The 20004-nt window shown below is 64.5% G+C and carries 18 protein-coding genes; 4 read left to right on the forward strand and 14 right to left on the reverse strand.

Annotated elements, in window-relative coordinates; all coding sequences use genetic code 11:
* Positions 1-39 precede the first annotated feature (39 nt).
* From cheB to ACJRW5_RS17295, 8 genes are all read right to left on the reverse strand, one after another.
* Positions 40-1044 (reverse strand): chemotaxis-specific protein-glutamate methyltransferase CheB, encoded by a 1005-nt coding sequence (cheB, locus tag ACJRW5_RS17260; protein ID WP_484571716.1) that lies wholly within the window; start codon positions 1042-1044, stop codon positions 40-42.
* Complete coding sequence (locus ACJRW5_RS17265) at positions 1041-3308, reverse strand: response regulator (RefSeq protein ID WP_484571717.1); 2268 nt, start codon at positions 3306-3308, stop codon at positions 1041-1043. Before ACJRW5_RS17265 ends, cheB begins: the two co-directional genes overlap by 4 nt.
* Positions 3305-3985 (reverse strand): chemotaxis protein CheW, encoded by a 681-nt coding sequence (locus ACJRW5_RS17270; RefSeq protein ID WP_484571718.1) that lies wholly within the window; start codon positions 3983-3985, stop codon positions 3305-3307. The genes ACJRW5_RS17265 and ACJRW5_RS17270 overlap by 4 nt, the downstream gene beginning before the upstream one ends.
* Positions 3978-5225 (reverse strand): CheR family methyltransferase, encoded by a 1248-nt coding sequence (locus tag ACJRW5_RS17275; protein ID WP_484571719.1) that lies wholly within the window; start codon positions 5223-5225, stop codon positions 3978-3980. The genes ACJRW5_RS17270 and ACJRW5_RS17275 overlap by 8 nt, the downstream gene beginning before the upstream one ends.
* A gap of 2 nt (positions 5226-5227) precedes the next feature.
* Positions 5228-5722 carry a chemotaxis protein CheW gene (locus ACJRW5_RS17280; protein WP_484571720.1) on the reverse strand — a complete coding sequence of 165 codons (495 nt, stop codon included), beginning with the start codon at positions 5720-5722 and terminating at the stop codon, positions 5228-5230.
* Between the two features lie 2 nt (positions 5723-5724).
* Entirely contained in the window at positions 5725-7356 is a 1632-nt protein-coding gene (locus ACJRW5_RS17285) for a methyl-accepting chemotaxis protein (protein ID WP_484571721.1), read from the reverse strand.
* Positions 7357-7508: 152 nt separating this feature from the next.
* Entirely contained in the window at positions 7509-8036 is a 528-nt protein-coding gene (gene ppa, locus ACJRW5_RS17290) for an inorganic diphosphatase (protein ID WP_484571722.1), read from the reverse strand.
* A 77-nt stretch (positions 8037-8113) separates the two neighbouring features.
* A complete protein-coding gene (locus ACJRW5_RS17295) occupies positions 8114-8941 on the reverse strand; it encodes a M90 family metallopeptidase (protein ID WP_484571723.1) in 828 nt (275 codons plus the stop codon).
* A gap of 114 nt (positions 8942-9055) precedes the next feature.
* Here ACJRW5_RS17295 and ACJRW5_RS17300 point away from each other — a divergent pair, with 114 nt between their 5' ends.
* Positions 9056-10639 carry a serine/threonine-protein kinase gene (locus tag ACJRW5_RS17300; RefSeq protein WP_484571724.1) on the forward strand — a complete coding sequence of 528 codons (1584 nt, stop codon included), beginning with the start codon at positions 9056-9058 and terminating at the stop codon, positions 10637-10639.
* Between the two features lie 3 nt (positions 10640-10642).
* Here ACJRW5_RS17300 and ACJRW5_RS17305 read toward each other — a convergent pair whose 3' ends face one another.
* Positions 10643-11098: an N-acetyltransferase family protein gene (locus tag ACJRW5_RS17305; RefSeq protein WP_484571725.1), complete on the reverse strand. Its 456-nt coding sequence runs from the start codon at positions 11096-11098 to the stop codon at positions 10643-10645.
* 248 nt (positions 11099-11346) lie between these two features.
* On the opposite strand from ACJRW5_RS17305, the gene mpl reads away from it, so the two are divergent.
* The 3 genes from mpl to ACJRW5_RS17320 are packed head-to-tail and all read left to right on the forward strand — an operon-like array spanning position 11347 to position 13620.
* Positions 11347-12702: a UDP-N-acetylmuramate:L-alanyl-gamma-D-glutamyl-meso-diaminopimelate ligase gene (gene mpl, locus ACJRW5_RS17310; RefSeq protein ID WP_484571726.1), complete on the forward strand. Its 1356-nt coding sequence runs from the start codon at positions 11347-11349 to the stop codon at positions 12700-12702.
* A 2-nt stretch (positions 12703-12704) separates the two neighbouring features.
* Positions 12705-13334, forward strand: a complete 630-nt coding sequence (gene ubiX, locus ACJRW5_RS17315) for a flavin prenyltransferase UbiX (RefSeq protein ID WP_484571727.1) — start codon at positions 12705-12707, stop codon at positions 13332-13334.
* Positions 13335-13350: 16 nt separating this feature from the next.
* Positions 13351-13620: a YceK/YidQ family lipoprotein gene (locus ACJRW5_RS17320; RefSeq protein WP_484571728.1), complete on the forward strand. Its 270-nt coding sequence runs from the start codon at positions 13351-13353 to the stop codon at positions 13618-13620.
* A 62-nt stretch (positions 13621-13682) separates the two neighbouring features.
* Here ACJRW5_RS17320 and ACJRW5_RS17325 read toward each other — a convergent pair whose 3' ends face one another.
* The 5 genes from ACJRW5_RS17325 to ACJRW5_RS17345 form a co-directional block, all read right to left on the reverse strand.
* On the reverse strand, positions 13683-14162 hold the full coding sequence (locus ACJRW5_RS17325) for a YbaK/EbsC family protein (RefSeq protein WP_484571729.1): 480 nt from the start codon (positions 14160-14162) through the stop codon (positions 13683-13685).
* Between the two features lie 162 nt (positions 14163-14324).
* On the reverse strand, positions 14325-15191 hold the full coding sequence (locus tag ACJRW5_RS17330) for an MBL fold metallo-hydrolase (RefSeq protein WP_484571730.1): 867 nt from the start codon (positions 15189-15191) through the stop codon (positions 14325-14327).
* A 106-nt stretch (positions 15192-15297) separates the two neighbouring features.
* On the reverse strand, positions 15298-16476 hold the full coding sequence (locus ACJRW5_RS17335; protein ID WP_484571731.1) for an acetyl-CoA C-acetyltransferase: 1179 nt from the start codon (positions 16474-16476) through the stop codon (positions 15298-15300).
* 107 nt (positions 16477-16583) lie between these two features.
* Positions 16584-18356 carry an acyl-CoA dehydrogenase C-terminal domain-containing protein gene (locus ACJRW5_RS17340; RefSeq protein WP_484571732.1) on the reverse strand — a complete coding sequence of 591 codons (1773 nt, stop codon included), beginning with the start codon at positions 18354-18356 and terminating at the stop codon, positions 16584-16586.
* 205 nt (positions 18357-18561) lie between these two features.
* A complete protein-coding gene (locus ACJRW5_RS17345) occupies positions 18562-19935 on the reverse strand; it encodes a solute carrier family 23 protein (protein ID WP_484571733.1) in 1374 nt (457 codons plus the stop codon).
* Positions 19936-20004: the final 69 nt, after the last annotated feature.

Raw genomic sequence — 20004 nt, forward strand, 5'->3', positions numbered from 1 at the left:
CGTATGTTGTGCGGCAAACAGCGCCGCAGGTTGGCGTCATCAGCCGAGGCGCTCGACCAGGCGCGCCGCTATCCGGTTCAGGGGTAGTACTTCCGTCGCGGCGTCCAGTGCCACAGCGGCCTTGGGCATGCCGTAGACCGCGCTGCTGGCCTGGTCCTGGGCGATGGTGTGGAAACCACGTTCGCGCATCTGTTTCAGGCCCCTGGCCCCGTCACGGCCCATGCCGGTCAGTAGCACACCGATTGCCTCGCCGCGCCAGTAGGTGGCCACGCTTTCGAAGAATACATCGATAGAGGGGCGGTAAACCTGATCAAGCGGTTCAGGCCGGTAGACCAGATGTCCTTCCGGGGTCAGGTACAGGTGGTTGTTGGTCCCAGCCAGCAGTACTGCGCCAGGCTGCAGGACTTCGCCTTCCTGGGCCAGGCGTACCGGCATATGCGACTCGCTGCCCAGCCACTGGGCCATGCCCGCGGCGAACACTTCGTCAACGTGCTGCACCAGCACGATGCTGGCGGGGAAGTCCGCTGGAATCTGTTGCAGCAACTCCACCAGCGAGGCGGGTCCGCCTGCCGACGCGCCAATGGCGATCAGGCGCTTGCCGCGACTCTCGCTCTTGCGAACTGAGCCGGGTTTGGCCGTGCGCGACGCCTTGTGCCCGATCATCCAGGCGATGTTGTGAATCTTGCGCCGTACGCTGGCCGCATCAAGCACCAGTTGCGGGCCGAGTGAGGGCGCGGCGACCACGTCGAGGGCGCCGGCGCCCATGGCGTCGAATACCCGGGTCATGTTGCGTTCGACATCGGAGGTGACGATGAGAATGGCGCAGGGCGTGTCGTGCATGATCCGCCGGGTTGCCTCGACGCCATCCATGCCGGGCATGAGCATGTCCATCAGCAGCAGGTCAGGCAGGTCCTCGCGGCAACGGCGTACAGCCTCCTCGCCGTTGCTGGCGACCCAGACGAGCTGATATTCGGGCTCGGTCGCCAGGGCTCGACGCAGGGCTTCGACAGCCAGGGGCATGTCGTTGGCAATGGCGATCCTCATTCTCGGGCTCCACCGATCAGGGTCTGCACGGCGTCCAGCAGGGCTTCGTCATGGAAGCTCGCCTTGGCCAGGTAGTAATCGGCGCCGGCCTCGAGGCCCCGGCGGCGATCTTCTTCGCGATCCTTGTAGGACACCACCATCACCGGCAGGGAGCGCAGGCGTGGATCCTGGCGCACCTGGGTGACCAGTTCGATACCGTCCATGCGCGGCATGTCGATGTCGGTGATCAACAGGTCGAAGGACTCGGCGCGCAGGGCGTTCCAGCCGTCCATGCCATCCACCGCCACAGAAACCTGGTAGCCACGGCTCAGCAGCAGCTTGCGTTCCAGCTCGCGCACTGTCAGCGAGTCGTCCACCACCAGCACCCGCTTGCTCACGGCCTGGCGTGCGTGGCTGGCATGGTCGACGCGGTCCAGATGGCCGGCACCGAGCAACTTGCCCACGGAATTGAGCAGATCGTCGACATCGAGGATCAGCACCGGTGTGCCGTCGTGCAGCAGGGCGCCGGCAGCAACGTCGCGGACCTTGCCCAGGCGTCCGTCCAGGGGCATCTGCACCAGGGTGAATTCGCCGAGGAAGGCTTCCACCGCCAGGCCATGATATTGCTCGCGTTCGCGGATCAGCACGATCGGGATGCTGTCGTCGTCCTCCTGTTGCTCCTGGCGCTGCAGCAACTGGGCTGCCGAGATCAGGCCGACATGCTCATCCTCCAGCCAGAAGTGCTGGCGCCCCTCGAGCTGGACGATGGCGCTGCGTGGCAGGCGCAACATGCGTTCGATCTGCGCCAGCGGGAAGGCGTAGGCCTCACCGCCGATATTCACCACCAGCGCCCGCACCACGGAAAGGGTCAGCGGCAGCTCCAGATGAAACAGGCAGCCTTGATCCGCTGTCTGCAGCAGGCGCACGTTGCCGCGCATACGGCGGATCTCATGCTGCACCACGTCGAGACCGACGCCTCTGCCAGATACCTCGGTGACCTGCTGGCTCATGCTGAAACCGGGCAGGAACAGGAAGGCCAGCAGCTCTTCCTCGGTCATCTGCTCCACCTGCTCGGTGGAGGCGAAGCGCCGCTTGACCACCGCCTGGGCGACACGCTGCAGGTCGATACCAGCGCCATCATCGCTGACCTCGACAACCAGCATGCCGGCGTGGTGGCGTGCGCGCAGCTGCACTGCACCTTCTTCCGGCTTGCCCTTGCGTACGCGCAGTGCTGGCGGCTCGATACCATGGTCGACGGCATTGCGCAGCAGATGGGTCAGGGGCGCCTCCAGGCGCTCCAGCACATCGCGGTCGACCTGCGTATGTTCGCCCTCGATTTCCAGACGTACCTGCTTGCCCAGCGTGCGGCCCAGATCGCGCAGCATGCGCGCCTGGCCTGTCAGCACATCGGCGAAGGGGCGCATGCGCGAGGCCAGGGCCAGGTCATACAGCTGCTGGGTGCGTTGACCGCCATGCCAGACGAAGTCCTCGAACAGTTCCTGGTGGCCCTGTAGCTGCTGTTGGCACTCGATCAGCAGGTTGCGACTCTCGTTGAACAGCGCTTGTGCGGTGGCGTCCAGCTCGCTGCCCAGCAGGTGTTCACGTAGTGTTTCCAGAGTACGGCGGGCCGACTCCTGCTGGCGCTTGAGGCGATACAGGGACTCGCTGAGCGGCTTGGTGCGCTGGAATTCCACCAGCGACTTGCCTGACAGGTCGATCAGGTGATCGAAGCGTTCGGCCGAGACCCGCAGTACGCGGTTGGTGCGTTCATCCGCAGTGGCAGGCTCCGATGTGGGGTTGGGGGATGGGCTGGCAGGCTCGGCGCTGTGGGTGATTTCGACTGACGGTTCCGCTGTCAGCGGCGGGCTGGTTGCTATGCGCATCGACGGTACGGCATTGCTGAGCAGCACCTGCAGGCGCGCCGTGATGCTCTCGACACGGGCCTCCAGTTCGCCATCCTGCTGTGCCTGGCCAATGCGCAGCAGCAGATCGGAGCCCTGCAGCAGCGCATCGATATGATCGGGCAACAGGCGCAGCATGCCTTCCTGGGCGGCGACCAGCAGGTCTTCCATGGCGTGGGCGACCTGCACCCCATGATCGAGGCCGACGATACGCGCAGCGCCTTTGAGCGAATGTGCTGCGCGCATGCAGGCTTCCAGTTGACCGGCATTGGCCGGGTCGCGTTCGAGAACCAGGAGCCCGGTATCGAGCACCTGCTTCTGCGCCTCGGCCTCCAGCCGAAACAGGTCGAGTAGCGATGCATCCCTCATCTCGTCCGGTGTCACGCGAGGCTCCCGATCATGTTCTTGAGCAATTGCTCGTCGTCCAGCAGGGTGATGCTCAGGCCTTGCCATTGCAAAACACCCGCGGTGAAGCGGCTGATGGTTCGCTTGTCATCCTGCTTGGCAGTAATGACGCGCGCCTGCGGGATTTTCTGGATACCGCGGACTTCGTCGACCGGTACGACCAGTGGGCCGCTACCGCTTTGCAGAATCAGCATGCGCGGGATGACACGGCGTCCATCGCCTGCGCCTTCGGCCGCTTCGAGGTCGAGCAGCTCACTCAATGACAGGCAGGCGACCAGGGTGCCGCGCACGTTGGTCACGCCCAGCAGACCGCGGTTCTTGCGGTGCGGCAGGCTATGGATCGGCGACACCGGCATCACCTCGGCCAGGCAGCGGCTGGCAATGGCCAGCCATTGTTCGCCGAGGCGGACGATCATCAGCGAGCGCTGTTCGCCCTGTGTTTGCTGCGCTGCGTCCTGGCCATGCTCGTTATCGTCCCGTTCCAGCGTACTGCCGTAGCGGTCGAGCAGGGCGATGGCCGCAGCACCATAGACTTCGCAGTTGCGGCAGTGGATATGACGTTCCAGGCGCTCACAGCGCTTGTCGCCAAATACGCCGATACGGTTCCAGCAGTCGTCCACTGCCGGTTGGCTCTGCAGCAGGTCGCGGTCAGTCACGGTCGCCTACCTCGGGGTTCTGGGCGCGTCGATACAGGCGTTGTGCCCCGGCCAGATCGCCTTGTGACTCCAGGTGAGCAGCCAGGTGCGTGAGGGCTTCGCGGTGTTGCGGTTCGAGATAGATCGCCTTGCGGTAGTAAGCGCAGGCCTGCTCGCTGCTGCCGGCCGAATCGCTGAGCAGGCCCAGCCAGTAATAGGCACTGGCGCTGGGGCCGTTCTGTTGCAGGTGCTGTTCGCAGCGCTGGCGGGCTTCGTCGGTGCGCCCGGCGTTGGCCAGGCTGGCCACCTCCGCCCAGATATCCACAGTCGCGGCCGGTAACGTCGGTGCGCTGGGAGCCTTGCTGAGCACGCGCGGCCTGACTGTCTGAGCCGGGCGTGGCGGTGTCACCGGCAGCGCTCTGGCACGGTTGACTGGTGCGCGCTCAGGCTGCTTCTTGATCGGGGTGAGCGGTGCCAGACGGAAAGCGAAGGTCTGTTGACGCCCCAGCGCCTGCAGACCGTTCTGGCTGGCCAGGCTGGCTTCGGCCGGGCCGATGAACAAGGTGCCATCGCTGTGCAGCTGGCGCTTGAGCAGCTCCAGTACGCGTACCTGTGTAGGCCGGTCGAAATAGATCAGCAGATTGCGGCAGAAGATGAAGTCGTAGGCCGGCTCGCCCGCAAACAGGCTGACATCCAGCAGGTTGCCGGTACGCAGCCGCACGCAGTTGCGCACGCGCTCATCGAGAAGAAAACTGCCGCTGGCTTGTTCCCGGAAGAAGCGCTCACGGAACGCCAGGGCATCGCCACGGAACGAGTTGCGTCCGTAAAGGCCCATGCGTGCCCACTCCAGTACCTTGTCGCTGACGTCCAGCGCGTCGATCTGGAATTGCTGGGGTGTGAGGCCGTTGTCGAGCAGCGTCATGGCGATGGAGTAGGGCTCTTCGCCACTGGAACAGGGCAGGCTGATCAGCCGCAAGGGGCGCGCGCCCTGTAACTGCGCATGACGCTCCAGGGCCAGGCTGGCCAGGGCGCTGAACGACTCCGGGTAGCGAAAGAACCAGGTCTCCGGCACGACCACCGCCTCGACCAGCGCCTGCTGTTCGCGCGGTGAGCCGCCGAGTGTGAGCCAGTAGCTTTCCAGGCTGTCCTGACCCAGGCTGCTCATGCGCTGGCTGACCGCCCGCACGATCACGCTGCGCCCGACTGACTCGGCGTCCAGGCCAATACGGCTTTTCAGCAGGCGTTCGATCTGCTCGATCATGTTCAGCCCTGCGCCTTGGGTCGGAACAGCAGAGCGCGCACCTCATCGTCGAGCAGCCCGGCGACGTCGATGCGCTGGATCATGCCGTGGGCGTCACGCTGCAGGGGGCCAAGATAGTCCGGCTGGCTGGCCTCCAGCCCGCTCGGCTTGAATGCCTCTGCCGGCAGGCGCAGGGTGTCGGTGGCTTGCTCGAGAATCAGCCCGAGCACAGGTGATTGCTCGCCCATATGCCTGTCGAAGCGCACCAGCACCAGTCGCGTGCTGCTGCGTGCCAGGGCGGGGCGACCGAGTACCCGGCGGCTGAGGTCGATCACCGGGGTGACCTGGCCACGATGGTCAAAAAGCCCGGCGACCCACTCTGGGGCCTCGGGCACTTGCTTCAGTCGCCGCAGCGGCAGCACCTCGACGACTTCCTGCGCCGGCAGCGCATAACGGTCGTCGCCGAGCTGGAACTGCAGATGCAGTTCCCCGGCCGCGGCTTTGCTGGAGGCCGGCATATTCAGACCTTGAAGCGACTGACGCCAACACGCAGGTTGTTGGCCACCTGATTGAGTTCGTCGATGGCCGCGCCGGCCTGGCGCAGCGAGTCAACGGTCTGGCTGCTGGCCTCGCTGAGTTGCACCAACGCCTGGTTGATCTGTTCGGCGCCAGTGGATTGCGCCTGCATGCCTTCGTTGACCATCTGGATGCGCGGAGCCAGGGCCTGCACCTGCTGGATGATCTGAGTCAGCTGGTCGCCCATCTGAGTCATTTCGCCGATGCCACGGCGCACTTCTTCGGAGAACTTGTCCATGCCCATGACCCCGGCCGACACGGCTGACTGGATTTCGCGCACCATCTGCTCGATGTCGTAGGTGGCCACTGCCGTCTGATCGGCCAGACGGCGCACCTCAACGGCGACCACGGCGAAGCCCTTGCCGTATTCGCCGGCTTTCTCCGCTTCGATGGCAGCGTTGAGCGACAGCAGGTTGGTCTGATCGGCCACCTTGACGATGGTGGTGACCACCTGGGTGATGTTGCCGGCCTTCTCGTTGAGGATCGACAGCTTGCCGTTGACCACATCGGCGGCGCCCATCACCTGGTGCATGATTTCCTCCATGCGCGCCAGCCCCAACTGGCCGGTGCCGGCGAGAATCGAGGTCTGTTCGGCGTTGTCGGAGACCTCGCCCATGGTGCGCACCAGATCGCGCGAGGTGGCGGCGATTTCGCGCGAGGTCGCACCGATTTCGGTGGTGGTGGCGGCCGTCTCGGTGGCGGTCGCCTGCTGCTGGCGCGAGGTGGCGGCGATCTCGGTGACCGACGTGGTCATCTGCACCGCCGAACGCTGCGCATTGCCGACCAAGCCCTTCAACTCGCCGACCATGCTGTTGAAGCCCTGCTCGATGGCATTGAATTCGTCGCGTCGGTGCAGGTCCAGCTGCGTCGACAGGTCGCCGCTTTCCAGTTTCTTCAGCGCGTTGACGATCAGATTCACCGGACGGGTGATCGCGCGCAGCAGCAGCCAGCCACAGATGGCCGAGACCGCGACCGCCAACAGAATGGCCAGCAGCAGACCGATTTCCAGCCCGAGCACCTCGTCGCGTATCGAGCGCGCCGCCTGCTCCGACTGCAGACGATTGTTCTCGACCAGCTCGTCGAGCGTCTTCTGGCCCTGATCCCAGACCGGGAACACGTTCTGCAGGCTGAACTGGCTGGCCTGCTGTGCCGAGGCCTGCTGCAACATCGTTTTCAACTGTGTGTGCTGGCGCGAGTACTGTTCGGCTTGTTCGGCGAACTGATCGAGCAAGGCCTGGTCAGCACTGTCGTGCACCGTTTGCTGATACTGCTTCAACTGCGCTTGCAGGCTGCTTTCGATCTTGGCGAATTCTTCCAGGTGAGCGGAGATGGCACTGGCATCGGCGTGGGTGACCAGGTTGATCAGCGCCCGGCGGGTCTCCAGCATGTGCCGTGCCCAGTCCGCCTGCGCCTTGCTGATGTAGTAGGCGCCGGGCACCGAGTCATTAAGCATGGCTTCGGTGCGGTCCTCGATCTGCAGCGAGCGCATATAAGAGGCGCCCGCCAGCAGGGCCAGGATGGCGATGATCAGCAGGAAGCTGGCAATGATTCGGTTGCGTACGGTCAGGTTCATCATGTCCATTGGGCCTGGCTGGTCAGGTTTGGTGTTCGATTACAGCATATCGGCGCATGGCCGTTTTGCCCGGTGGCAACGAATGTGTACCGGTTGCCGGGGAAAAGGCAATAAAAAAGCCGGCTTGTGGCCGGCTTTTCGGAGGTGGTCAGGGCTTATTTTTGGTAAGCCGCGACTGCCTTGTTGATCAGGCTGCGGGCTTCTTCGGCGCCGCCCCAGCCTTCTACCTTGACCCACTTGCCCTTCTCCAGATCCTTGTAGTTCTCGAAGAAGTGCTTGATCTGCTCGATCAGCAGGGCAGGCAGGTCGGTGTATTCCTGAACGTCCTTGTACAGAACGGTCAGCTTGTCGTGCGGTACGGCTACCAGCTTGGCGTCACCGCCGGCTTCGTCGCTCATCTGCAGGACACCGACCGGACGGGCGCGGATCACCGAGCCCGGAGCGACCGGGTAAGGGGTCACGACCAGCACGTCGAGGGGATCGCCGTCGTCAGCCAGGGTGTGCGGGATGAAACCGTAGTTGGCCGGGTAGAACATCGGGGTGGCCATGAAGCGATCGACCATCAGGCAATCGGTGTCGTGGTCGATTTCGTATTTGATCGGCGCGTGATTAGCCGGGATTTCGATGGCAACGTAGATGTCGTTCGGCAGGTCTTTGCCAGCCGGGATCTTGCTGTAGCTCATGGGGGAACTCCCAGGGAGGGCCAAAAAAGTGGGGCGCATTATAGGCGTATTCGCAAGGCGTTACTACGCTGTGCGACTCAGCCATTGGTCGCGGTTTCGACCGCCTGGTAGTCAGGGTGTTCCGCCTGCAAGCGCTGCAGGCGGGCCAGGGTGTCCTGACGGTAGAACAGCGACAATTGCCGGTAGACCTCGGGGAAGGCCGCTGCCAGCAGGTCCGGAGCCGTGAAGAAGTATTCGCTGGTGACGGCGAAGAACTCTGCCGGGTCTTCGGCAGCGTAGGGATCGATGGCGGTCTCGGCTTCGGGGTTGGCGTCCAGCTCGGCGTTCAGCGCGTCAAAGGCGCTTTGCATGGCGTTCGCCCAATCCTGCACGCGCATGTCGCCGTGCAGCGGTGGCAGGCCGTTGGCGCTGCCGTCGAGCATGTCCAGTTTGTGCGCCAACTCGTGAATCACCAGGTTGTAGCCTTCCCAGCCGCCGCTGCTCTGCACGCCGGGCCAGGCGAGAATCACTGGGCCCTGCTGCCAGGCCTCGCCGCTGCGGGCGTCATCCCATTCGTGCTCGATGCCGCTGGCGTCGCGATGGCGTTGCGGGCTGAGGAAGTCGTCCGGGTACAGCACGATCTCGTGAAAGCCGCCGTACCAGTCCAGGTCGCCCAGGTGCAGCACGGGCAGCTGTGCCTGCACGGCCAGCAGCAATTGTTCGACCGGGCCGAGTTGCAGGCCGGACAGTGCCGTCAGGTGCTTGTCATGCAGGAACAGCACCGCGCGCTCGCGCAACTGCTGCTCTTCATGTTCATCGAGGCCGTCGAGAATGGGCAGGTGCCTGCGGACTTCGGCCCAATGGGCCGGATCGACCGGGTTATGTTCGAGGGTGCGTCGGCGACGCCAGGCCTTGAAAGACCACATGCATGCAGGCTCCTGCTGAAGACCCGGCCACCATAAGGGCGACTGGCGTTTGCCACAAGTCGGCACAAAGGCTGCACAACTTGTGCTGAGATTGCTGCTAGAGGAGGGCGGGGCATGACGCTGCAACTGCTCGAACATCCCGGCGTCAGCCTGGCGGCCGGTGCCGGTCTGGACTTGCCGCAGCAGGCTGCGCGTACGCGCGCCATGTGGCTGGCGGGCCGCCAGCAGCGGCCACCTTTGCTGCTGATCATGCTCCTCTGGGCGCGTCACTGCCCTGATGTGGTGCAGTATCTGGAGCGTCATCTCGATGCCCTGTTCGCCGATTTTCGCTGCACGCCGCAGAGCTGGAGCGAAACCCTGGCTGCTCGTCAGGTTTTGGCTGCGCTGAATCTGCAGCTGTTTCGCAAGCGTCAGGCCGGTCAGGGCATGGTTGAGTTGCACGCCGGCATGCTGTTGCTGCAGGGAGATGAGCTGCAGTTTCTGCAAGCCGGCTGTGTTGGCTTGACGCGTGTGCAGGGGAGTTCGACCACTACCCTGATAGGCCGTGACGGTCAGGCCCTGGGTGGCCAGGCGGAGCTGGCGCTGGTGCAGCACAGCCTGCTGCCGCAGTGCGGCGAGCAGCTGTTGCTGGCGCCTCAGCCGTTGCTCGACGTCAGTGACCTGCAATCCCTGTGCGACAGGCCTGACGCCATGCCGGGCGAGCTGCTGCAACCACTTCTGCAGGCGCCGGGTGCGGCAGTGCTGCTGCGGACCGAGGCGTATCAGGGGTTGCCGTCAATGACGCCGCTGGCAGCTTGTCCGGTGTTGGACGAGGTCGCCTGTGGTCAGCAGGTCGATGGCTGGACCCTGCTGCGCGAGTGTCCTTACGGGCCGCCGGGGCGGCTGTTCTTCAGCCGTGATGAAGCAGGCAGAGATGCGCTGCTGTGGTTTTCCGAAAACGCTGCAGATGAAGCCTTCTGGCAACGTGAATGGGCGTTGCGGCGCAGTCCTCAACAGTCGTTGCCGCAGGTGCTTTCATCCCTGCAGGCGCGCAGTCATGCCTATCTGGTGTTGGCCGTGCCCCGAGGGGACATGCGCTGCCTGGTCGATTGGCTGGCTGTGCAGGGGGCGCCGGACGCCACCACGCTGCTGAGCGTGCTGACGCAATTGATCGGTGCCGTCCGCTCCTTGCAGCGGCGCGGCATGCAGGGGTTGTGGCTGAGCCCACGGCAGATCCTGGTGGGCGGCGATGGTAGCGTGCTGTTGCTGCCCGGTGCGGCGGCGATTCTGCCGGGTGTTGCCCGTCAGTCGTTGCCTGAGCAGGCGGTGCCACTGGCGCCTGAGCTGCGCAGCGGGCGCGCGCTGGATGGTCGTGCCGATCAGTTTGCCCTGGCGGCACTGACTTACTGGTTGCTGTGCGGACAATGGCCCGAGGCTGCGCGTGCAGACGTTGGCCCAGGGCATTGTTACGTGCCGCTGGCCAACTTCGCCGTGCGCGCCCCGCAGGGCTGGGATGGTGTGCTGGCGCGTGCCCTGGCGCCGCAGCCGCAGGCGCGGTTCGAGGCGCTCTCTGAATTTCAACTGGCCTTGCAACAGCCTCTGCAGCAGCGCCGTAGCCAGGCCTTGCAGCGTGATCCGTTGCAGCCCAGGCGTTTGGCGGCGCTGGGGGTAATCGTTCTACCGCTACTGCTGGGCTTGTTGCTGAGTCTCGGCGGTTGAGGCTCAGTCGCTGTTGATTGGCAGCACGTAGTTCTTGAACTGCTCGTCCTCGACGAAACCGATGGATTCGTAGACCTTCTGCGCAACCTCGTTGTCGCGGCTGGTAGCGACGCGCATGCGTACTGCGTTGGTTTCCTTGGCCATCTGTTTGGCGGTGTGCAGGAGGCGGTCGGCGACCAGTTGGCGGCGAGCGTCTTCGGCGACATAGATGTCGTTGAGAATCCACACGCGCTTGAGCGACAGCGAGGAGTAGCTGGGGTAGAGCTGGCAGAAACCGAGCAGCTTGTCTTCTTCATCGGCCAGGGCGAGGTAGATTACCGACTCCTTGCGGCGCAGACGCTTCTCGAGAAACTTGCGCGAGGATTCCGGATACGGCAGTTCGTTGTAGAACTCGCGGTATTTGACGAACAGCGGGTTCAGCAGGTCCAGGTGCTCCAGGGTGGCTTGGACGATGCGCATGGTGGGCCTCGGCTTCTGTCTGTTATGGGGCAGGCGTGACGATGCAGCTGTTGTGCCAGTAGCCCAACCGATGCTGCCTCAAAGCCAGTTGAAAGTGCAATCCAAGCAAGCGTTTGATTTTGTGCGCGCCGGCAACTTGCGTCATGCACCCCGGTCTGAACAGGGCGCGGCAGCCGCCCGGCGGGCGCTGTGCTAACCTGCGGCCATCGCTCCACGCCCGCTTTTTCGGGCACGTTCAGAGGTCATCAATGCACATCCATATTCTCGGCATTTGCGGCACTTTCATGGGGTCGCTGGCCGTTTTGGCCAAGGAACTTGGCCATCGTGTTACCGGCTCCGATGCCAATGTCTACCCACCGATGAGCACCCAGCTCGAAGCTCAGGGCATCGAGCTGATGCAGGGCTATGACCCGGCCCACCTGCAACCCGCGCCTGACCTGGTGGTGGTCGGCAATGCCATGAGTCGCGGTAACCCGGCGGTGGAATATGTGCTGAACAAGGGCCTGCCCTATGTTTCCGGCCCGCAGTGGCTGGCTGACCATGTGCTGCAGGGCCGTTGGGTACTGGCCGTGGCCGGCACCCATGGCAAGACCAGCAGTTCGAGCATGCTGGCCTGGGTGCTGGAACATGCCGGCATGAGCCCGGGCTTTCTGATCGGTGGCGTGCCGCAGAACTTCGGTATTTCCGCGCGGCTGGGCGATACGCCGTTTTTCGTGGTCGAGGCCGACGAGTACGACAGTGCCTTCTTCGACAAGCGCAGCAAGTTCGTGCACTACCGTCCGCGCACGGCGATCCTCAACAACCTGGAATTCGACCACGCGGATATCTTTCCGGACCTCGCGGCCATCGAGCGACAGTTCCATCACCTGGTGCGTATCGTGCCCAGCGAAGGTCTGGTCATTCATCCGGCCAGTGAAACCGCGCTGGCGCGGGTGATCGACATGGGCTGCTGGACGCCGGTGCAGACTACCGGCGAAGGCGGCCAGTGGCAGGCGCGCCTGCTCAGTGCCGACGGTTCGCGTTTCGAGGTGAGTTTCGAGGGCCAGGTCGAGGGCACCGTGGAGTGGAACCTGACCGGCCAGCACAACGTTGCCAATGCCCTCGCGGTGTTGGCGGCGGCGCGCCATGTCGGCGTGGTGCCGGCGCTCGGCATCGAGGCGCTGGGTCAGTTCGTCAACGCCAAGCGGCGCATGGAAAAAGTCGCCGAGGTGAAGGGTGTGACCGTCTTCGACGACTTCGCCCATCACCCGACGGCGATCGCCACCACCCTCGATGGCCTGCGCAAGCGTGTGGGCGACGACACCCAGGTGATCGCGGTGATCGAGCCGCGCTCCAACTCGATGAAGCTTGGCGCGCATCGTGACGGTTTGGCCGAGTCTGCAGTGCAGGCCGACGCGGTGTTCTGGTACGCGCCGCCGAACCTCGGCTGGGATCTGGCCGCCACGGTTGCCGCGGCGAGCAACCCGACGCAGGTGTGCGACTCGCTGGAGGCGATCATCGAAGGTGTGAAGGCGCTGGCACGTCCAGGCACCCAGGTGGTGATCATGAGCAACGGCGGCTTTGGCGGCCTGCACGGCAAGCTGGCCAAGGCCCTGGAGGCATAAGCATGCAAGGTCCCGAGGGCATCACCCTGGCCATGACCGGCGCCTCCGGCGCGCAATACGGTCTGCGCCTGCTCGATTGCCTGGTGCAGGAAGACCGCGAGGTGCACTTCCTGATATCCAAGGCTGCGCAGCTGGTCATGGCCACCGAAACCGACGTGGCGCTGCCGAGCAAGCCGCAGGCGATGGCGCAGTTTCTTACCGAATACACTGGCGCCGCTTCCGGGCAGATCCGCGTCTACGGCAAGGAAGACTGGATGGCACCGGCCGCTTCCGGCTCCGGCGCCCCAACCGCCATGGTGGTGGTGCCGTGCAGCACCGGTACCCTCTCGGCCATCGCCACTGGCGCCTGCAACAACTTGATCGAGCGCGCCGCCGACGTGGCGTTGAAGGAGCGCCGCCAGCTGATTCTGGTGCCGCGTGAGTCGCCCTATTCGAGCATCCATCTGGAGAACATGCTCAAGCTGTCGAATCTGGGCGTGACCATCCTGCCGGCCTCGCCCGGTTTCTATCACCAGCCACAGACGCTGGATGATCTGGTCGACTTCGTCGTCGCACGCATCCTCAACTGCCTGGGCATTCCTCAGGACATGTTGCCGCGCTGGGGCGAGCACCACATGGTTTCGGACGACTGAAATGCGGCGTGTCGCCATGCTGCTGATGATCCTGGCTGTGCAGGGCTGCGCCACGGTACGCACGCTGGATGCGGCAAAGGTCGGTGCACCGGTGGTCTACGCCGGTACGCGGTTGGACTGGTACACGCTCAATGGTGGTTGCTGCCCGCTGGACCGCTTCGGCGCTGAGGCGCCCACTTATCCGGGACTGGATCTGCCGGGCAGTGTGCTGCTCGATACGCTGCTGTTGCCGTTTTCGCTGGCCACGGCGCTGGGAGTGAGCCTTGGCGTGACCGGCGGACTGTAGCCCGGATGCAATCCGGGAAAGCCTTGGTGCGCGCGGCGCACCCTACGCGCACGTCGCTCTGTTCAGCAGGCTTCCGTTTCTACTGCCTGACACACATCGACCCATTCTGCATCGACCAGCTCGGCCATGCGCCTCGGCGAGATGCGCACTGCGCTGTGGGTGGCGCCGGCTGCCGGCAGCACTTCATCGAAGGCCAGTAGCGAGCGGTCGCAATAGACGCTCAGCGGCGTGGCCAGGCCGAACGGGCAGACGCCGCCGACCGGATGGCTGGTCAGCTCGATCACGGTCTGGGCGTCGAGCATCTTGGCCTTGGCGCCGAAGCATTCCTTCATCTTGCGATTGTCGATGCGTGCATCGCCACGGGCGACGATCAGCAGGTCGCGTTCGGCAATGCGGAAGGCCAGCGTCTTGGCGATCTGTCCTGGCGAGACACCATGGGCTTCGGCTGCCAGTGCCACGGTGGCGGTACTGGACTGCAGCTCGATGATATGAATATCGGGCGCCTTGGCGGCGAAGAAGGCGCGTACAGAGGCCAGGCTCATGAAGCGATTCCCCAGGGCTGTCGAGGTGGACACGACACGGCGACCAGTCTCCCACTGGCCTGGCGCAACCCGTCCTTGGGGCGCTGCTGTGGTCGCGACCACTGCTGAAAAACAAGCGGCCATGCTCGCGCTGCATGACGGGTACGTCAAGGCCTGCTGACGTCAATTTGCCAGCAGATGGGCCGTTTTTACCGCCTCATCGAGCCCGTAGCGACCTTTTTCGTCGCGTGATACCCGGCCCATGGCGATCTCGGGGTCATGGGTGAACACCAGTCGGCCGCCACGGGCGTAGAGATCGCCCAGCAGGGCTTCCTTCTCTTCGATCAGGCCCTCCGGAAAACGGTCGTAGCCCATGGTGATCGGCAGGTGAACCCACGGCGCTCCGGGGATCAGATCGCCAGGAAATACCACCGGCCCGCCTGGCATGGCGACTTCCGGCAACAGTTGACCCGGGGTGTGGCCGTCGCTCCAGTGCAGGCGCCAGTCAGGGCCGAGCAGCTTGCACTCGGCACCTTCATCTATTAGATGCAGGCGATCACTGGCTTCGAGCAGATCCAGCAGTTCCGGAATGTACGACGCACGATCACGGGCATGGGGCTGGCGCGCACGTTGCCACTGCCTGCGGCCAGTGACGAACTGCGCATGAGGGAACAGCAGGCGCGGCGGTTGGCCGTCTTGCCAGGCGGCGAGCAGACCGCCGGCGTGGTCGAAGTGCAGATGGGTGAGCACCACGATATCGATGTCGGCATCGCTCAGGCCCACAGCCGCGAGGCTGTCGAGCAGCACGTGATGGCTTTCCTGCACGCCGAAGCGCTGCTTCAGTTCAGGGCTGAAGAAGGCGCCGATGCCGGTCTCGACCAGAATGTTGCGGCCGTCTTCCTGTACCAGCAGGGCGCGGCAGCCCAGGTCGATGCGATTGAGTTCGTCAGCCGGCATCCAGCGTTGCCAGAGTGCTTTGGGGGCGTTGCCGAACATGGCGCCGCCGTCGAGTTTCTGGCTGTTGCCGGTCAGGGTGGTCAGGGTTCGCATGGGGTTTCTCTTGTTCTTGTTTGGGATTGCACGGTGGATCGGTGAAGCGAGGTGAGGCGTGGCGGTGGATGTCGCGTTTTACACCCACCGGCTCGCTTGTTCTCCGTTAGCGCTCGACGACCAGAGCCACGCCCTGGCCGCCGCCGATGCACAGCGTAGCCAGGCCCTTCTTCGCATCGCGGCGCTGCATTTCGTGCAGCAGGCTGACCAGAATACGGCAGCCGGAGGCGCCGATGGGGTGGCCGAGGGCGATGGCGCCGCCGTTGACGTTGACCTTGGCGCTGTCCCAGTGCAGCTCGCGGCCGACGGCGATGGCCTGGGCGGCGAAGGCCTCGTTGGCCTCGATCAAATCGAGCTGCTCCAGGCTCCAGCCGGCGCGCTCCAGCGCCTTGCAGCTGGCAAACACCGGGCCGATGCCCATCACCGCCGGATCGACCCCGGCGCTGGCGTGAGCGGCGATACGGGCCATTACCGGCAGGTTCAGCTCGGCGGCCTTCTCGGCGCTCATCAGCAGCACTGCAGCGGCGCCATCGTTGAGCGTCGAGGCATTGCCGGCGGTTACCGTACCGTCGCCCTTGAACGCCGGGCGTAGCTTGCCCAGACCTTCCAGGCTGGCGTCGGCGCGTGGCTGTTCGTCACGTTCGACGAGCAGCGCTTCGGCGCCACGGCGCGGCACGCTCACCGGGACGATTTCAGCGTTGAAACGCCCGGCCTGGAGCGCCGCCTGCGCACGTTGCTGCGAGCGCAGGGCGAAGGCGTCCTGTTCGGCGCGGCTGATGCCGTACTGCTCGGCCAGATTCTCGGCGGTGATACCCATGTGGTAGTTGTTGAAGGCATCCCACAGGCCATCCTGGATCATCGTGTCGACCAACTGGGCATGGCCCATGCGCAGCCCCGTGCGGGCGCCCGGCATGACGTAGGGCGCCAGGCTCATGTTCTCCTGGCCGCCTGCGATGATGATCTCGGCATCGCCGCCACGGATGGCCTGGGCACCGAGGATCACCGCCTTGAGGCCGGAGCCGCAGACCTTGTTCAGGGTCATGGCCGGTACCGTGTGCGGCAGGCCGGCGAGCAGCGCACTCTGCCGCGCCGGGTTCTGTCCGCTGCCGGCGGTCAGCACCTGGCCGAGGATGACCTCGTCCACCTGGGCTTCGTCCACGCCGCTGCGCGCCAGCAGCTCGCGGATCACCATCGCGCCCAGCTCTGGCGCCGGGATGCGACTCAGCGCTCCCTGAAAGCTGCCGATGGCAGTACGGCAGGCGGCAACTATCACGACTTCACGCATAAGAAATTCCTCGCCGATCTGCGGCGCTTGCTCGGGTGCGCCCAGCGCACACTGTGGGGGAATAAAAAGGCGCGGCGCCGAAGCGGCCGCGCAACACGCTCAACTGTTTAAAACTGTTCGGCGGGCAAAGCGTAGAGCGGCTGGCTGCCGGCACGAATGCTCGCCTCCAGGCTCAGCGTGCGCGGCAGCAGACGGCTGAAGAAGAACTCGGCAGTGGCCAGCTTGGCGCCGTAAAAGGTTTCGTCTTCGCGCAGCTTGTCTTGCGCCACGACGGCCATGCGCGCCCACATGTAGGCGTAGGCGACGTAGCCGAACAGGTGCAGATATTCCACCGAGGCGGCGCCTACCGAGTTGGGGTCGGCCTTGGCCTGCTCCAGCAGCCAGCCGCTGACGGCCTCCAGGCGTTCCAGGGCTTCGATCAGGCGCTCGCCATGGGCCGATTCGTGAGCATGGGCGAAAGCGCGCACTTCACTGGCGAACAGTCGCAGCGCCGCGCCACCGTTTGCCACCACCTTGCGTCCGAGTAGATCGAGGGCCTGGATGCCGTTGGTGCCTTCGTAGATCTGCGCGATACGCACATCGCGCACCAACTGCTCCTGGCCCCACTCGCGGATGTAACCATGGCCGCCGAACACTTGCTGGCCGTGCACGCAGCTCTCCAGGCCGGTGTCGGTGAAGAAGGCCTTGGCCACCGGGGTGAGCAGGGCGACCAGGGCTTCGGCGTTCTGCCGTTCGCCGGCATCCTCGGCGTACTTGGCCAGGTCGAGTTGCTGGCCGACGTAGCAGGCAAAGGCGCGGCCGCCTTCGTTCAGTGCCTTCATGGTCAGCAGCATGCGGCGCACGTCGGCATGCACGATGATCGGGTCGGCAACCTTGTCCTGGTTCACCGGGCCGGTGGCGGCGCGGCTCTGGATACGTTCACGGGCGTAGCTGACCGCCGACTGGTAAGACGCCTCGGCGCAGCCGATACCCTGGATGCCGATGGACAGGCGTTCGTAGTTCATCATGGTGAACATCGCTGCCAGGCCCTTGTTGACCTCGCCGATCAGGTAGCCGGTGGCGCCGTCGAAGTTCATCACGCAGGTGGCCGAAGCCTTGATGCCCATCTTGTGTTCGATGGAGCCGCAGCTCACCGCATTGCGTTCACCCAGGCTGCCATCGGCATTGACCATCACCTTGGGCACCAGCAGCAGTGAGATACCTTTCGGGCCCGCAGGTGCGTCCGGCAACTTGGCCAGCACGAGATGGATGATGTTCTCGGTCAGATCCTGCTCGCCGCCGGTGATGAAGATCTTGCTGCCGGTGACCTTGTAGCTGCCATCGGCTTGCGGCTCGGCCTTGGTGCGGATGATGCCCAGATCGGTACCGGCATGGGCCTCGGTCAGGCACATGGAGCCGGCCCAGCGACCTTCGTACATCGGCGGCAGATAGGTGGTTTTCAGTTCCTCGCTGGCGTGCGCGTCGATGGCCAGGCAGGCGCCGGAGGAGAGCGCCGAGTACAGCGCGAAGCTGGAGCCGGCAGCGTAGAGCATTTCCTCGAAGGCCACGGCGAGCATCTTGGGCATGCCCATGCCGCCATAGTTCGGGTTGCCGGAGAGGCCGACCCAGCCGCCCTCGGTATAGGTGGCGTAGGCCTCGCGGAAGCCGGCCGGGGTGCGCACGTCGCCATCGAGCCACTGCGCACCTTCCTCGTCGCCGCTGCGGTTGAGCGGAGCGATCAGCGCGCCGGTGACCTTGGCCGCCTCTTCGAGAATGGCGTCGGCGGTGTCGGCGTCGACGCTTTCCGCCAGGGCCGGCAGGCGCGCCCACAGGCTCGGCGCCTGGAATACCTCATGAAGAACGAAGCGCATGTCGCGCAGCGGGGCGTTGAATTCGGGCATGGTGCAACCTCGACAGCAGGGGCGCCGCGACGAGCGCGGCGCGTGTGGAACGAAAAAACGTTAGCAGGCCGTTGAAAAACGTAGGCGAGGCAGCCAGTGCAAGGCAAAAACAGGCGAAAAAGCGGAGTTTACGGAGCTGTAAATGAGCATTTTGAGCCTGTTTTTAACGCAGCAATGGCAACGCAGGTAGTTTTTCAATGGTCTGTTAGTCGGCTTCGGCCGGTTCGTGCGGCTTATCCTTGACGCTGGTGAATTTAAGCAGATGGGTGCGCTCGACCAGAATGTACAGCGCAGCGCCTGCGGCCAGGCCCCAGCCCGCGCCGTAGACGGCGAGCACCACACCCATGGTGCCGGCGATACCGCGCTCGGTGTTGTTGTTCAATTGCTCGAAGCCGACCATCAGGCAGATATAGCCGGTGAGGATCAGCGTCAGCGACAGGGCGATCGGCAGCACCGGCTGGAAGAAGCTGACCAGTGGCAGCATGAACAGCGCGGCGAAGCCGGTGATCCAGAAGGTGCCGGCGCCGCTGTAGATCGAGTCCATCGCCTTGCGTCCGTACTTGTAGCGCTCGGCCATGGTCGCCGCCACGGCCGTCCACAATGGCCCGGCGAGGCCAGGGTAGGGCGCGAAGAAGGCGTGCAGGGCATTGCGAATGGCGGTCACCAGATGCACGCGGTCGACGTTGTTTTCGATCACTTCGTCGGTGCGCAGTTCATCGGCGCGCTGCATCAGCGACTGACCGACGATGATGTCGCCGAAGGCGATCACGTAGGCGATCACCGCCGTGGGAACGGCCAGCATGAACACGTCCAGGCCGGGGAAGCCGACGCTGAACGGCAGGTAGTTCCACATCTCGCCGAAGGCCGGCGCGGTGATGCCCCATTTGACGTCGGGCATCTTGTACTCGCCCACGGCAATGCCGATGAAAATGGCGATCAGCATGCCGGGCACCATGCCGTAATTGACGATCTTGCGTGCCAGCGGCAGGCGCTCGGTCAGGCCCTTGAACGATACCGAGAACATCAGGTATAGGCAGATCAGGCTGCCGAGCACCAGCGAGATCGGTGTGTTGGCCAGGCGCCCACCGGCACTGATCTCGCCCATCAGCGCGGCGATGCCGGCGCCGATGATGATGCCGCCCTTCATCGAGTTGGGGATCAACCGTACCAGCGTGCTGCCCAGGCGCGTGACGCCGAGGAAGAGGAAGATCACGAACACCAGGAACTGCAGGGCGAACAGCGCCCGGATGGCCTCCGGGCCCGGTTCGTAGTTGCCGAGAAACAGCAGCACCACCGGGATGCCGGGGGTGATCCAGCCGGGCACGAAGGGCACGCCGAGCAGTGCCGGCAGCATGAAGCCGATGCCGCACACCACCACGTAGGCCAGGGCGACGTCGTAGGGCAGGCCGAGGTACTTTTCCAGCAGCGGGATCATCGCCAGGCTGACCACGAACATGATCAGCGCCTGCAGCATCTCGGCGGTTTCCCAGCGGTAGTGGACGAACGGCAGGCGTACCTTGAACGGCCCGACAGGCCAGTGCGGTTGCTCGTCGCCGTCACGGCGCTTGAAGATTTGCATGAGGGTTCTCCGTCGGCCGCCAGGGCCGGTTATTGTTGTTGTGAAAACGGTTCATTCACCCCTCTCCCG

This window comes from Pseudomonas pichavaramensis (genome assembly GCF_050473265.1).
Classification (GTDB): Bacteria; Pseudomonadota; Gammaproteobacteria; order Pseudomonadales; family Pseudomonadaceae; genus Aquipseudomonas.

Bases quoted from the DNA above. Each gene is read 5' to 3' on its own strand.
- ACJRW5_RS17275 (WP_484571719.1), bottom strand. From the start codon at position 5,225: ATGATCGAGCAGATCGAACGCCTGCTGAAAAGCCGTATTGGCCTGGAC.
- ACJRW5_RS17320 (WP_484571728.1), top strand. From the start codon at position 13,351: ATGCTGCTGATGATCCTGGCTGTGCAGGGCTGCGCCACGGTACGCACG.
- ACJRW5_RS17340 (WP_484571732.1), bottom strand. From the start codon at position 18,356: ATGCCCGAATTCAACGCCCCGCTGCGCGACATGCGCTTCGTTCTTCAT.
- ACJRW5_RS17325 (WP_484571729.1), bottom strand. From the start codon at position 14,162: ATGAGCCTGGCCTCTGTACGCGCCTTCTTCGCCGCCAAGGCGCCCGAT.
- ACJRW5_RS17345 (WP_484571733.1), bottom strand. From the start codon at position 19,935: ATGCAAATCTTCAAGCGCCGTGACGGCGACGAGCAACCGCACTGGCCT.
- cheB (WP_484571716.1), bottom strand. From the start codon at position 1,044: ATGAGGATCGCCATTGCCAACGACATGCCCCTGGCTGTCGAAGCCCTG.
- ACJRW5_RS17300 (WP_484571724.1), top strand. From the start codon at position 9,056: ATGACGCTGCAACTGCTCGAACATCCCGGCGTCAGCCTGGCGGCCGGT.
- ACJRW5_RS17280 (WP_484571720.1), bottom strand. From the start codon at position 5,722: ATGCCGGCCTCCAGCAAAGCCGCGGCCGGGGAACTGCATCTGCAGTTC.
- ACJRW5_RS17335 (WP_484571731.1), bottom strand. From the start codon at position 16,476: ATGCGTGAAGTCGTGATAGTTGCCGCCTGCCGTACTGCCATCGGCAGC.
- ubiX (WP_484571727.1), top strand. From the start codon at position 12,705: ATGCAAGGTCCCGAGGGCATCACCCTGGCCATGACCGGCGCCTCCGGC.
- ACJRW5_RS17295 (WP_484571723.1), bottom strand. From the start codon at position 8,941: ATGTGGTCTTTCAAGGCCTGGCGTCGCCGACGCACCCTCGAACATAAC.
- ppa (WP_484571722.1), bottom strand. From the start codon at position 8,036: ATGAGCTACAGCAAGATCCCGGCTGGCAAAGACCTGCCGAACGACATC.
- ACJRW5_RS17305 (WP_484571725.1), bottom strand. From the start codon at position 11,098: ATGCGCATCGTCCAAGCCACCCTGGAGCACCTGGACCTGCTGAACCCG.
- ACJRW5_RS17285 (WP_484571721.1), bottom strand. From the start codon at position 7,356: ATGATGAACCTGACCGTACGCAACCGAATCATTGCCAGCTTCCTGCTG.
- mpl (WP_484571726.1), top strand. From the start codon at position 11,347: ATGCACATCCATATTCTCGGCATTTGCGGCACTTTCATGGGGTCGCTG.
- ACJRW5_RS17330 (WP_484571730.1), bottom strand. From the start codon at position 15,191: ATGCGAACCCTGACCACCCTGACCGGCAACAGCCAGAAACTCGACGGC.